Origin of the sequence: Sporosarcina sp. P2, assembly GCF_002743255.1 — a bacterium.
Taxonomy (GTDB): domain Bacteria; phylum Bacillota; class Bacilli; order Bacillales_A; family Planococcaceae; genus Sporosarcina.
The window spans coordinates 52744-65879 of sequence record NZ_PDYY01000006.1; the positions used below are offsets into that span (position 1 = coordinate 52744).

Sequence of the window (13136 nt, forward strand, 5' to 3'; positions counted from 1 at the left end):
AACCTCCTATGCATCAGTCAAAGAGTAGTGGAATCTGTTCAATCAACGTCATAACACTTAACACGCCCATTATGCCAACAACAACCGCTCCGCCAATCGTGAGCCAAAGTGGATGCTTGTATTCACCGACAATATCTTTCTTATACGCCGCAACGAGCAACGTACCAAGTGCTAACGGCAGAATCAGTGCATTCAATGCCCCAACCAACAATAGAATCGTGACGGGCTTTCCAACAAATGCGAACGTCGCAGTTGAAATGACAATGAATAAAATAATGATCCAGTTGTGATACTTTTCAATGAGTGGGTGGAAGGATCGGATGAACGAAACCGAAGTATACGCTGCCCCCACAACAGACGTGATAGCTGCTACCCACATGATGACACCGAACAATCGTAACCCAAGTTCTCCTGCTCCAAGCTGGAACACAGAAGCTGGTGGATTGTCTGGATCAATCTGCAATCCTTGTGCAACGATGCCGAGTACTGCTAAGAATAATGCCACTCGAATGATTCCAGTGACTGCAATACCTGTAATGGAACTTCTCGTGACTAACGGAACAGAATCAATTCCTTTAATTCCCGCATCTAGCAAACGGTGTCCACCTGCAAACGTAATGTAGCCCCCAACTGTCCCTCCAACCAACGTGACGATCGCAAAGAAACTAATTTCAGACGGATTAAACGTTCGAACGATGGCTTCTCCGACTGGTGGAGATGTCTTAAACGCGACGAATACGACCAAAATGATCATGATCACACCCGCAACAGCAACGACTTTGTCCATCACCTTACCCGCTTCTTTTACCACGAAAATCAAAATCGCAAAGACCGCACTGATGACCGCGCCCATAATAGGATCAATGCCAACCATCGCGTTAAGCCCTAAACCTGCACCCGCCACGTTTCCAATATTGAACGCAAGACCTCCTGCAACAATGAGGAAAGCGAGGACGAAACCTAGACCTGGTAGCACTTTATTGGCAATTTCTTGTCCACGTAAGCCGGACACCGCGATAACTCTCCAAATATTCATTTGAGCAAAGACATCTAAAATTAATGAAATTAAAATAACGAAACCGAAACTTGCCGCAAGCTGCTCTGTAAATACAGTAGTCTGTGTTAAAAAACCGGGTCCGACAGACGAAGTCGCCATCAGGAAGGCGGCGCCAAGTAAGACGCCACGCGTTACCTTTTTCTGTTCCTGCTCATGAGTAAGTCCTAACTTCTCATTTTTCATAAGGAATCCTCCCTGTCAGTAATAGCGCTAATAATGATCCCTTCACCGCTTAACCGGTCTGTAATGTATTTCGCGAACTCGACTGCGTGCTCACCATCTCCATGAATGCAAATGGTATCTGCTCGTAGCGCGACATCGGTCTGTTGCTGCGAACGTACTTTTCCTTCTTTCACCATCCTGATGACTTGCTCAGCAGACTTTTCCTGATCGGTAATCATCGCATCGTCTTGCGAACGCGAAGTGAGCATGCCGTTTGATTGATACGTACGATCAGCAAATACTTCATGCGCCGTCACAAGTCCAATCGCTTCCCCAGCTCTCGACAATTCACTATCCGCAAGCGCAAACAGTACAAGGTCCGGCGATACATCATAGACGGCTTTTGCGATCGCTTCGGCAATGCCTTGATCTCTTGACGCCATCTGATAAAGTGCGCCATGCGGCTTGACATGCTGCATCGGTTCTTGATGTACAGCTAAAAACGCTTGCAATGCCCCAATTTGATAGACGACCATGTCATACGCCTCTTGAGGAGTAATGTTCATATCTCGTCGCCCGAATCCAACTAAATCCGGTAACCCAGGATGCGCACCGATTCGTACTCCATTATCGATCGCAAGCTGTACCGTCTCCCGCATCACAGAAGGATCTCCCGCGTGGAATCCGCACGCTATATTTGCAGACGTGACATATTTCAAAATTTCTTTTTGTTCTCCTAATGTATAGCGGCCAAAACTTTCCCCTAAATCACTATTCAAATCTACTTTTGCCATGTATATGACCTCCTTTAGTTTTCACCATAAACGAATCCGCCAACAAGAAGTAAGCGTTTGCATATCGCCTAGTTCCGAAATTCGAAACTTAGGTTTTGAACTTGAAACTTAGTCTATCACAAAAATCTTTTGTTGAATAGACCATTGTCGAAATATGGTGAGTATTTTTATAAACTGAATAATACGCTTGTATTTTCTCTTTAGAAATCTATAATAGAACTACGATTCGTTTTTCAGAATAACGGTTTCGAATTTCGGAATTTGAAGGAGATGTTACGATGAGTGAGCAGAAATCTCTTGATATTAAAGCACTTGGCGATTCTGCCATTATGATAAAATTAGGCGAAGGCATCCATCCTTCTGTCCACCAGCAAGTAAAAAACCTGTCTTTCCTTTTGGATGAATATCCATTTGACGGATTCATCGAGTCGGTTCCGGCTTATAATAGCTTGGCGGTATATTACTCTCCATATTTGGTGTATCAATCAACACAAGGATTTCAAATAGACGGCACACCATTGGAAAAAGTCATTGATTATATGAATAAACTAGCTATCCAAATGTCTGATCTTCCCGTTACAGAAGGAAGGTTAGTAGAGATTCCCGTTCTGTATGGCGGTGAATTCGGTCCCGATCTACAAATCGTAGCGGAAACGCATACTATGTCGATTGAAGAAGTCATTGAGATTCATACGACACCAGAATATCTCGTGTACATGATCGGCTTCGCACCCGGTTTTCCGTTTCTAGGTGGTCTCGATGAACGAATTGCGACACCGCGAAAATTAACACCACGGACATCGATTCCTCCTGGCTCTGTTGGAATTGCAGGCAAACAAACAGGTGTCTATCCACTTGAAACGCCGGGCGGCTGGCAAATTATCGGACGTACACCAACCGAACTATTCGTACCGGATATGTCCCCCCCTTCTTTATTGCAGTCGGGAGATAGAATTACATTTTATCCGATAACACAAGAAGAGTATGATGAGCAAAAGAAGGTGACGACATGTCAGTAAACGTATTGAATGCCGGGCTTTTGACTACTATACAAGATATCGGTCGGACCGGTTCGCAAAAATTCGGTGTACTTGTAAGCGGTGCCATGGATAGTTATTCGATGCGAGTCGCGAATCTCCTTGTGGGCAATGAGGAACGAGAAGGCGTTTTCGAAATCACGTTATTTGGAACGATACTACAGTTTGAAGAAGATACATTGATCGCCATTACGGGTGGAGATCTTCAAACGACGATTGACGGGATACCGGTTGCGAATTGGCGGCCTCTTATTGTCAAAAAAGGCTCCATACTGAAATTTGGCTTTGCGATTGAAGGTTGCCGAGCGTATTTAGCAATTGCCGGAGGAATTGACATACCGGTTGTGATGGGAAGTAAAAGTACGTATCTAGTGGCGGGAATTGGCGGATTTAAAGGAAGAGCACTGCAGCAAAACGATCACCTTTCATTCGGTCAGTTGACGGAAACAAACGACAAAGTCTTTACATTGATTAACCGACTGGGCACACCTGACTGGGCTGTACCTTATCATTCGTTCATTAGTGTGGCTTCCACGCAAACTATTCGTATTATTGAAGGCACTGAATATCAGCATTTTGATGATGCCAGTAAACAACGACTGGTACGCGAGCCGTATGTCGTCACGCCGCAATCTAATCGAATGGGCTTACGACTCGAAGGACAGGCGCTTTCGTTAACCGAAAAACTCGAACTCCTATCAGAAGGCGTGACGTTCGGTACGATTCAAATACCCCCTAACGGCAAGCCGATTATTTTAATGGCGGACAGACAAACTGCTGGGGGCTATCCGAAAATCGGACAAGTCATTACCGCCGACTTAGGTAGTTTATCGCAAGTGAAACCTAACGCGAAACTCTATTTCAAGCTCATCACCCATGCAGAGGCAGAGCGTGAGCTTATCGCGAAAGAAGAACTGATTCATCAAATCAAAATCGGCATACAGCAGAAACTTCAGTAATAAAGCAAAAACCTGCATTTCAGTATCACTCTACTAAAATGCAAGGTTTCATTCATCCTGTATATCCAAGCTGCCTGGAAATTTCCAAGGCAGCTTCTTTTACTTTTGGAATTAAAATCTCTAAATTCTCTTCCTGATAATTCGCTTCGATACCCGCTATACTGATCCCCGCAATGACATCACCGCTAAAATCAAAGATCGGCGCCGCCACAGCAGAAGTGAAATTCTCAAGCTCTGAATGACTAAGCGTATAGCCATTTTGTCGCGTTTCCTGAATAGACGCAAGTAACGACTCCCGATCCGTGAACGTACCGTTACCAAACTGCCGTAATTCGGTTTTATCCAAATACTCAGCGATGTAACGATCAGACAGGTTGGATAAAATAATTCTCGAACAGGCGCCTGCATAGAGCGGACTACTCCTACCGATCGCCGTATACAAACGAACTTTCTGATAGGTATCAATCTTCTCCACATAAATCGCCTGATCCCCTTGGCGGACAATCAAATTAATCGCTTCCTTCACATCATTGTGAAGCTCTTCCATAATCGGATACGCAATCTTCCGTATATCCAACCGTTTCGAAACGAGACTGCCGTATTTCAAAAACAACAGACCGAGACGATACTGTGAATCCGCGCCTTTCTCAAGGAACTTCATTTCCTCGAGTGACGACAACATGCGATAGACGGAGGATTTTGGGATTCCCGATAGGTCGATGATTTCTTGGAATGTGAGCGCTGGGTGATCGACAAAAAGATTGAGTCTGTCCAAGGATCTGACGACTGTTTTGTTGTTTGTGCTCATGTTGGCTCCTTTCTGATGAATTATCTAGGTCGATTAGTAGGTTTAGGATGAAAACTTGTATGGTTGATTATAGCATTGAAGTGAAATGTTGCCTAGATGGTGTCTTTTCTAACGATAGTAACTTACACTTTTGAAAAATTAATATGTTAAACCTTATGATGATTTACTTTAATAATTGTAAGATGCTTTGTGTAACTTGATTTGCTTGTGACATCATTGCCTGTGATGCTTGTAATATGATTTGTTTGTTAGATAACTCGGTTATTTCACTTGCCATGTCTAAGTCTCTGATTCTTGATTCAGAAGCGGTTAAGTTTTCTTTATAATTTGAGACATTTTTCCCTATATGTTGTAGAGCATTTTGGTATGTACCAAACTTTGATCTTTCCGCCAACACTAACTCAATGGCCGAATCGATTATTGCTATTGCTTGATTAGAAGAACTTTGGATAGTTAAATTTATTCCATCAATCTTTAAAGCTTCAGTTCGCACATCAGACAAATCTACTTTAAAATTTTGTCCTGCGTTAGGCCCGACTTGCAATTTAAGATCAGGATATTTAGTTATTATTTCAGTTATAGAACTCGATTCTCCCCCATGAATTAAATAGTTGGACTTCAATTCAAATGTTGAATTTGTAGAACCGCCATCATGTCTAATTTCAATTGTCCATTTACCACTTATAGGATTATCGAAAATCATATTTTCGTCTGTCGATGAATAACCAGTATATTTTGCACTCGTAGAGGATGTATTGGTTGTATCTTCTGCCACCCCACTACTACTAACGTATTGTTCAAGATAGCCGAATTTCTCACCATTTGGACTTATTATATTTAAATCGGGCCAGACTGCACCCGATATTGTCCCGAAGAAGGCTGTAATATCGAAAAAGGATGGATTAGGAGGATCTGGAACTATAATATATCCTGCATTTACTCTTTGTTGGGCTTTGACCGTAACTATCTTGTCTAAGCTCGGAGCACCTTCAATTACGTCGGTTTCAATTTCGTCAGGAACATTTAATAATTGAATTTTGTTGAATGTAGTATTATTTGCAATTGTATTAATGCCGTTTTTAATCTGTTCTACTTCTTGTTGGATAAGAACACGGTCAGTTTGTGTTAAAGTATCGTTTGCAGCCTGGACAGCTAATTCTCTTAATCGGATCAAATTAGGATTTGAAATTTCACCTAAAGCAGCTTCAGCTGTCTGTACTAGAGAGATACCATCTGCAATATTTCGTTCCGCTTTCTCTAATCCTCTAATTTGTCCCCTCATCTTTTCTGATATAGCGAGCCCTGCCGAATCATCCCTTGCTTGATTTATTCTCAATCCTGAAGATAATTTGTTAATTGAATTTGCTACTCCTATATTGTTTTGCTGTTGATTTCTATATGTATTAATTGCAGATAAATTATGATTTATAATCAAAAGATTCAGCTCCACTATAAGATTTTTAAAATTAATTACAAACTATATATGCCTAAGTTAAAATGTTTAATATTATATTTAATAAGCAAATAGTCAAATCGACACTCTTCACTTAATAATCTAATAGTATCATACATCATGAAGAAAATAACATTTTTATTTATGTGTTTTCATCGAGATCTACTGTAAAGAATGATAGTAAATTACCCACAGAACACCAGAAAAAATGAAAGTAAATAAAAAAGAGTTTAGGTTATATAATTTACTTACCGTGGCAAATTTAAACATAGATTCCTGTGGATAGAAATGGCTCGTATGCATAAATCAATAACACATATATTGTCCGTCAGAGTCCATAGTCTTCTAACACCGTTCCATTATTTCCAACCAATACATTAGTAAGTAATTATATTCAGTTATTATTAATAACCTATACACCTGTCTTCAATTTCCTCATGGTATACTAGTACTTATTGTTTCTATAAAGGAGTCCTTCTATATGCCATACGATGTACTATTATTCGATCTAGACGATACTTTATTCGACTTTGCCGAAACAGAAAAGCATGCACTCGGCAATACATTTAACACATTCGGACTACCAAAAGGCTTGGAAGCGTACCGTGACACATACCGCGCGATCAGCTCCGTCATCTGGGACGATCTTGAGCAAGGACGCATCACACTGGAAGAATTAAAAGTTGAACGTTTCCGTCGTTTATTCACACAGCACGAACTACAACTAGACGCTTCCCATTTCGGAGATCTATACATCGAAAACCTAGGCTTCGAATCACATTTGATTGACGGAGTAGAAGAGATGATTTCAGAGCTATCTGATTACCGATTGGCTATCCTAACAAACGGTTTCACCATCGCTCAACACGCTCGCATAGCCGGCTCTCCTTTACGCGATACATTCGAAGCCATCATCGCTTCTGAAGAAACAGGATACAAGAAGCCGCAGCCTGAGATTTTTGAATATACTTTTCTGAAACTAGGCATCACAGATCCTTCACGTGTACTGATGATTGGTGATTCGTTGACTTCCGATATACAAGGTGGAATCAACGCAGGTATTGACACGTGCTGGTTCAATCCAGACCGACGCGAAAACAACACGGAAATTCAGCCGACGTATGAAATTCATTCATGGGCAGAATTCAGCTTGGGACGTAAGACAGTACTAAACAACTGATCTATAGCTAATCACAGCTAAACCCTCCAACACCTTTCGTTGGAGGGTTTATTCATGTATTGAACGGAGTATTGCTATTAAAGTATCTTTGATGCCTTGCGATCGTTGAAAGACAAGGGCTTGGCATGATGAAATGTATTCTTATCTCCACTATGTTTTTCCGGTTAGTGTTTATAGCACCAAACATCGATTTGAAAGCGCATACATACTCAACTTACATATTGCATTATATGGAAGTAATCCACCCCCACTCAATCCGTAACCGTTACTGTAAACAGTTTTCTTTCACCACGTCTGCTTCCGGCACAATAATCTTATATGGAATAGGCGACGACAAGACAATAGAAGTCGTTAACGAACCGAATGGGATGAGCCGATCGATCAACTCGCTCATTTTGGCCATGCTAGACGTAGCAGCTTTTAAGATATAATTTGTCGTTCCGGTCACACGGTGACATTCAAGGATCGAAGTTTCTCCTTTTATTTGTTCCTCAAAATCAGAGGGCTTCTTTTTCAACTCACTCACCTGGATGAAGAGTAATGTGTCCAGTCCGAGTGCTTGCAATGAGAGTCGCGCAGTGAAATCTTCTATAATACCTTTTTCCTGCAGACGCGCGATACGCTCCGAAACACTTGGGCGGCTAAGAGATAATTGTTTGGATAGGTCGCTGATGGTTACACGACTGTTTTCCTGCAATAGTGCCAATAATTTAATGTCTGTACTGTTCAAAAATCACACCTCTTTCCAAAATGAAGGACAATTGCATCAAAGTCATTCAAAATTGTGTCTTTTTTGTGAAATTCACTTTTTTCTGATATGTAATTAAAGTATATCCTACTCTATTATTAAGTCAAAGGGAATCTAACAGAAGAAGGAGGTACAGAATGGACCACATGTATCCCAAAAACATAAGTATAAATAAAATTTTTTTACTCACGAATGTAAGCGATTTCAAAGACTCGATATTCATCAAATGACAGCAAAAATCATAAAACTAAAGGAACGTGACGCATGCATACTAATAATCAGTGGTCTTCTAAATTAGGATTTATTTTAGCAGCGGCAGGCTCAGCTATCGGTTTAGGCGCAATATGGAAATTCCCTTATGTAGCAGGCACTAGTGGTGGTGGAGCTTTTTTATTGATCTTTTTACTTTTCACTTTTCTGATCGGACTTCCGCTCCTAATGGGTGAATTCATTATTGGACGGAGCACGCAAAAAGATGCAATTGATTCCTATAAAACCGTCGCACCGGGTACATCTTGGCACTTGATTGGAAGACTAGGAATTGTTACGTGTTTCATCCTTCTATCTTTTTACAGCGTGGTGGGCGGCTGGGTGCTCATCTACATCTGGAAAGCTGCAACTGGCAGTCTAAGTGGTCTAACGCAGACTGACTATGGAGATTTATTTGGCAATATCGTATCCAGTCCCTACGCAAGTGTAGGTGCGCAGCTTCTGTTCATGGTGATGACAACATTCGTCATAGCCAAAGGCGTGACAAGCGGTATAGAAAAGGCCAGTAAATACATGATGCCCGCACTGTTCGTACTGTTTATCATCTTGACTATACGTTCATTCACTCTCGACGGGGCGATGGCAGGCGTCAGCTTTTTCCTAAAACCGAACTTCGGTAATATTACTTCTGAAACCATCTTGTTTGCGATGGGGCAATCATTCTTCGCACTCAGTATCGGTGTTTCTGTAATGGTGACATATAGTTCGTATTTATCTAAAAAGGAAAGTTTGCCGCAGTCTGCTATTTCCATCGTATTGATGAACTTGCTCGTAGCCATTCTAGCCGGATTAGTTATTTTCCCAGCAGTCTTTGCATTCGGTCTTGAACCAGACGCTGGTCCCACATTACTCTTTAACGTCATGCCTACCATTTTCGGGCAACTTCCGTTTGGCACATTGTTCTTCCTAGCATTCCTGATTCTGTTCCTATTTGCTGCGCTGACTTCCGCATTTTCTATGCTAGAAATCATTGTGTCAGCCACTTCCAAAGGGGATGACAAGAAGCGGAAAAAGTACGCGTGGATGATTGGGGCGGCCATTTTTATTGTCGGCATTCCATCCGCATTATCGTATGGTTTACTATCAGACTTTACGATTTTCGGTATGATTCTGTTCGACGCTTTCGATTATTTAGTAAGTAATATTCTCATGCCGCTCGGTGCGTTGTTGATCGCTATATTCATTCCATTAAAAATTCCGAAAGAGCGGCTCTATGATGAATTGAAAGCAGGCTCCAACATAAGCAAAAAAATCTTTTCTGGCTGGTTTTTATTGATCCGTTACCTCGCACCGGTAGCTATTTTGATTGTCTTTGCAGATGTGCTCGGACTACTAGACTTCTTGAAATAACTAGATCGATTGCTGATACTTTTTACTAGTTTACAGCAATAAAATTAGAGGAGGAAATTATTTTGGTGACATTAGAACAAACTTTACAAGACGACAAGGCAAGTGTATTGGATAAAATGGTCGAGCACGAACAAATTCTATTTTGTCATGATAAAGCAACTGGTCTTCAAGCTATCATAGCCGTCCACGATACGACGATGGGGCCTGCACTTGGCGGATGCCGCATGGCGCCGTATAAAACGATGGATCTCGCATTACAGGATGTTCTTCGCCTATCTAAAGGAATGACATATAAATGCGCGGCAGCTGATGTAGACTTCGGCGGCGGTAAATCTGTCATCATCGGTGATCCGTTAAAAGATAAAACGCCTGAGAAATTCCGTGCTTTCGGTCAATTCATCGAATCATTGAACGGACGCTTCTATACAGGGACAGACATGGGCACAACGCTTGAGGACTTCGTGCACGCAATGAAAGAAACAAACTACATCGTCGGCAAGCCCGTTGAATACGGTGGTGGCGGAGACTCGTCCATCCCTACTGCACTCGGCGTCTTCTATGGTATCAAAGCGACAAACCAGACGTTGTTTGGTGACGACAAAGTAGAAAGCAGAACGTACAGTATCCAAGGTCTTGGAAAAGTAGGTTATAAAGTAGCTGAACATATTATCAATGAAGGCGGAAACGTGATCGTCACAGATATTAATGAACAGGCCATTGCAGATATTCAAAAGCTCGGTGGAAGCGCCGTCAAGACTGTATCAAGCGACGAGATTTACAGCCAACAAGCAGATATTTTCGTTCCTTGTGCATTTGGTGGCGTGATCAATGACGACACGCTGAGCGTATTGAAAGTCCGCGGAATCTCGGGTTCCGCGAACAATCAGCTTGCGGAAAGCCGCCATGGCGAACTGCTCCGTGAAATAGGTATTCTGTACGCACCGGACTATATCGTCAATGGTGGTGGTCTGATCCAAGTGGCGGATGAACTGTACGGAACGAACCCTGCACGTGTACTCGCCAAAACACAAAATATCTATAACTCATTACTTGAAGTATTCAATCAGGCAGAACAAGATCATATTACAACCGCCACTGCCGCAGACCGTATGTGTGAAAAGCGTATTGAAGATGCGAAGAACCGCAACAGCTTCTTCACGCAATCCAACAGACCGAAATGGAATTTTCATCAGTAATAAAAATAGCTGGATGAGGTGAAAGATTCATGGAAGAACTATATCCAATTACTCAATATGTGAATGAAGAAGGGAAATTCTTGGATGATTCCATTAAAGGAGACATCTCAACCGAATTAGTTCATACATTTTACTATAATATGCTGCGGATCAGAACGTTTGACCGCAAAGCGAAGAGCCTACAGCGTCAAGGCAGACTTGGAACGTATGCTCTATTCGAAGGACAGGAGGCGGCACAAGTAGGAAGCGCACTTTCCTTGGAAATAGATGACTGGGTGTTTCCTACCTATCGTGATCACGGCGCCTTGTTGACGTTCGGCGCGAATATGCCGAACGTGTTGCTCTACTGGAACGGGCGCACGGAAGGTAATGTGCATCCTGGCCGCAATATCTTCCCTCCAGCCGTTCCCATTGCCACACAGCTCCCCCATGCGGCAGGTGCAGCATGGGCAGATAAACGTAAAGGCAATAAACATGTTTCTATCGCCTATTTTGGTGACGGGGCGACATCTGAAGGAGACTTTCACGAGGGCATGAACTTCGCCAGTGTCTTCAAGTTACCTGTCGTGTTCTTTAACCAGAACAACGGCTATGCTATCTCGACGTCAATTGAGAAGCAAATGAACTCCAAAACAATCGCGCAGAAAAGTGTCGCGTATGGCATGCCTGGGATCCGCATTGATGGAAATGATATTTTCGCCGTATATTTTGAAACGAAAAAAGCATTCGAAAGAGCGAGAAACGGTGGTGGGCCGACTTTAATTGAAGCCGTTACCCAGCGTTTCGGTGCCCATACCACAGCGGACGATCCGACGAAATACCGCGATCAAAACGAAGTCGAATCCACACGCGATCAATTGGATCCCCTGCTGCGCTTAGAACGTTTCATGAAAGAACAAAAATACTGGGACGAAAAATGGGTGCAAGAAATTACTACACAGATTCACGAGGAAATTGAAAATGCAGTCGTGGATATGGAAAACTTCCCGAAAGCGAATGTAGAAGATTTATTCGACCATGTATTTGAAGAAATGCCATGGCCACTACGGGAGCAGAAAGAACAGTATCTACAATCAGTAAGGAGTGAGCAAGTATGAATCCAGTTACTGAAAAATCAGCAGGTGAAACCACTAAAACGACACGGTCATTAACGCTTGTACAGGCGGTAACAGACGCACTCGGTACGATGCTCGCTGAAGACGACCGCGTCATGCTGCTCGGAGAAGACATCGGGAAAAACGGTGGCGTATTCCGCGCAACCGAAGGCCTTCAAGAAAAATTCGGTGAAAATCGTGTCATTGACACACCGTTAAGTGAAGCCGGCATTGTCGGCGCCTCGGTTGGGCTAGCAGTGAACGGAATGATTCCGATCGTGGAAATACAATTTCTCGGTTTCATTTATCCTGCATACGAACAAATTGCCACGCATGTGACCCGAGTTAGAATGCGGACGATGAGCAAATATACGGTGCCCATGGTCATTCGTGCGCCGTACGGAGCGGGAGTGCGCGCACCGGAAATTCACTCAGACAGTCCGGAATCCCTCTTTACACATATGCCAGGCATTAAAGTCGTCTGTCCTTCATCTCCTGCCGACGCTAAAGGTTTGCTCATGGCAGCGATTAAAGATCCAGATCCGGTATTGTTCATGGAGCCGATGCGCTTATATCGCGCTTTCCGTGAAGATGTTCCGGAAGGGATGTATGAAATCGAAATCGGCAAAGGGAAGAAAGTTGCGGAAGGTGATGATGTAACCGTCATCACTTGGGGCGCTATGGTGCCTGTCGCGAAGAAAGCGGCTGATAAAGCAAAAGCTAGAGGGATTCAATGTGACGTAATTGATATGCGCACGCTATTCCCTCTCGATAAAGACATCATCGCAGAATCTGTACAAAAAACTGGCCGCGTAGTCGTCGTACATGAAGCACATGAAACGACAGGCGTCGGAAACGATATTCTATCTATTATTAATAAAAATTCATTCCTGTATATGAAAGCACCGATTGAAAAAGTAACGGGATTTGATGTCCCGGTTCCTTTCTTCGCACTGGAAGATGATTATCTACCCACTACCAAACGTATAGATGAAGCAATTGAAAAAGTCTATACATTCTAAGGAGGT

General features: G+C 42.7%; 12 protein-coding genes. 7 read left to right on the forward strand and 5 right to left on the reverse strand.

The annotated features are described in order from the left end of the window. Positions 1-13: 13 nt before the first annotated feature. Positions 14-1240 (reverse strand): NRAMP family divalent metal transporter, encoded by a 1227-nt coding sequence (locus CSV67_RS08030; protein ID WP_099631080.1) that lies wholly within the window; start codon positions 1238-1240, stop codon positions 14-16. Then, entirely contained in the window at positions 1237-2013 is a 777-nt protein-coding gene (locus CSV67_RS08035) for a LamB/YcsF family protein (RefSeq protein ID WP_099631081.1), read from the reverse strand. Before CSV67_RS08035 ends, CSV67_RS08030 begins: the two co-directional genes overlap by 4 nt. A gap of 278 nt (positions 2014-2291) precedes the next feature. On the opposite strand from CSV67_RS08035, the gene pxpB reads away from it, so the two are divergent. Together pxpB and CSV67_RS08045 are read left to right on the forward strand one after the other, a co-directional pair. Further along, complete coding sequence (pxpB, locus tag CSV67_RS08040; RefSeq protein ID WP_099631082.1) at positions 2292-3032, forward strand: 5-oxoprolinase subunit PxpB; 741 nt, start codon at positions 2292-2294, stop codon at positions 3030-3032. Continuing rightward, complete coding sequence (locus CSV67_RS08045; protein WP_099631083.1) at positions 3023-4009, forward strand: 5-oxoprolinase subunit C family protein; 987 nt, start codon at positions 3023-3025, stop codon at positions 4007-4009. Before pxpB ends, CSV67_RS08045 begins: the two co-directional genes overlap by 10 nt. A gap of 52 nt (positions 4010-4061) precedes the next feature. On the opposite strand, the gene CSV67_RS08050 is transcribed toward CSV67_RS08045, so the two are convergent. Together CSV67_RS08050 and CSV67_RS08055 are read right to left on the reverse strand one after the other, a co-directional pair. Beyond that, positions 4062-4817 (reverse strand): IclR family transcriptional regulator, encoded by a 756-nt coding sequence (locus CSV67_RS08050; protein ID WP_099631084.1) that lies wholly within the window; start codon positions 4815-4817, stop codon positions 4062-4064. A gap of 163 nt (positions 4818-4980) precedes the next feature. Beyond that, positions 4981-6252, reverse strand: a complete 1272-nt coding sequence (locus CSV67_RS08055) for a flagellin N-terminal helical domain-containing protein (protein ID WP_099631085.1) — start codon at positions 6250-6252, stop codon at positions 4981-4983. Between the two features lie 499 nt (positions 6253-6751). On the opposite strand from CSV67_RS08055, the gene CSV67_RS08060 reads away from it, so the two are divergent. Then, a complete protein-coding gene (locus tag CSV67_RS08060; protein ID WP_099631086.1) occupies positions 6752-7450 on the forward strand; it encodes a YjjG family noncanonical pyrimidine nucleotidase in 699 nt (232 codons plus the stop codon). Between the two features lie 265 nt (positions 7451-7715). Here the strand turns inward: CSV67_RS08060 and CSV67_RS08065 are convergent, their stop codons facing one another. Beyond that, on the reverse strand, positions 7716-8180 hold the full coding sequence (locus tag CSV67_RS08065; protein WP_099631087.1) for an Lrp/AsnC family transcriptional regulator: 465 nt from the start codon (positions 8178-8180) through the stop codon (positions 7716-7718). Between the two features lie 282 nt (positions 8181-8462). Here CSV67_RS08065 and CSV67_RS08070 point away from each other — a divergent pair, with 282 nt between their 5' ends. The 4 genes from CSV67_RS08070 to CSV67_RS08085 all read left to right on the forward strand — a co-directional run bounded on the left by CSV67_RS08070 (position 8463) and on the right by CSV67_RS08085 (position 13130). Continuing rightward, entirely contained in the window at positions 8463-9818 is a 1356-nt protein-coding gene (locus CSV67_RS08070; RefSeq protein WP_099631088.1) for a sodium-dependent transporter, read from the forward strand. A 116-nt stretch (positions 9819-9934) separates the two neighbouring features. Continuing rightward, positions 9935-11014, forward strand: coding sequence for a Glu/Leu/Phe/Val dehydrogenase dimerization domain-containing protein (locus CSV67_RS08075; RefSeq protein WP_099631185.1), 1080 nt, complete (start codon positions 9935-9937; stop codon positions 11012-11014). 29 nt (positions 11015-11043) lie between these two features. Then, a complete protein-coding gene (gene pdhA / locus CSV67_RS08080; RefSeq protein WP_099631089.1) occupies positions 11044-12111 on the forward strand; it encodes a pyruvate dehydrogenase (acetyl-transferring) E1 component subunit alpha in 1068 nt (355 codons plus the stop codon). After that, a complete protein-coding gene (locus tag CSV67_RS08085) occupies positions 12108-13130 on the forward strand; it encodes an alpha-ketoacid dehydrogenase subunit beta (protein ID WP_099631090.1) in 1023 nt (340 codons plus the stop codon). Before pdhA ends, CSV67_RS08085 begins: the two co-directional genes overlap by 4 nt. The last annotated feature ends 6 nt before the right edge of the window (positions 13131-13136 follow it).

Excerpts from the sequence above, each read along its gene's own strand:
- CSV67_RS08030 (WP_099631080.1), bottom strand. The coding sequence starts at position 1,240 with ATGAAAAATGAGAAGTTAGGACTTACTCATGAGCAGGAACAGAAAAAG.
- CSV67_RS08035 (WP_099631081.1), bottom strand. The coding sequence starts at position 2,013 with ATGGCAAAAGTAGATTTGAATAGTGATTTAGGGGAAAGTTTTGGCCGC.
- pxpB (WP_099631082.1), top strand. The coding sequence starts at position 2,292 with ATGAGTGAGCAGAAATCTCTTGATATTAAAGCACTTGGCGATTCTGCC.
- CSV67_RS08045 (WP_099631083.1), top strand. The coding sequence starts at position 3,023 with ATGTCAGTAAACGTATTGAATGCCGGGCTTTTGACTACTATACAAGAT.
- CSV67_RS08050 (WP_099631084.1), bottom strand. The coding sequence starts at position 4,817 with ATGAGCACAAACAACAAAACAGTCGTCAGATCCTTGGACAGACTCAAT.
- CSV67_RS08060 (WP_099631086.1), top strand. The coding sequence starts at position 6,752 with ATGCCATACGATGTACTATTATTCGATCTAGACGATACTTTATTCGAC.
- CSV67_RS08070 (WP_099631088.1), top strand. The coding sequence starts at position 8,463 with ATGCATACTAATAATCAGTGGTCTTCTAAATTAGGATTTATTTTAGCA.
- CSV67_RS08075 (WP_099631185.1), top strand. The coding sequence starts at position 9,935 with ATGGTCGAGCACGAACAAATTCTATTTTGTCATGATAAAGCAACTGGT.
- pdhA (WP_099631089.1), top strand. The coding sequence starts at position 11,044 with ATGGAAGAACTATATCCAATTACTCAATATGTGAATGAAGAAGGGAAA.
- CSV67_RS08085 (WP_099631090.1), top strand. The coding sequence starts at position 12,108 with ATGAATCCAGTTACTGAAAAATCAGCAGGTGAAACCACTAAAACGACA.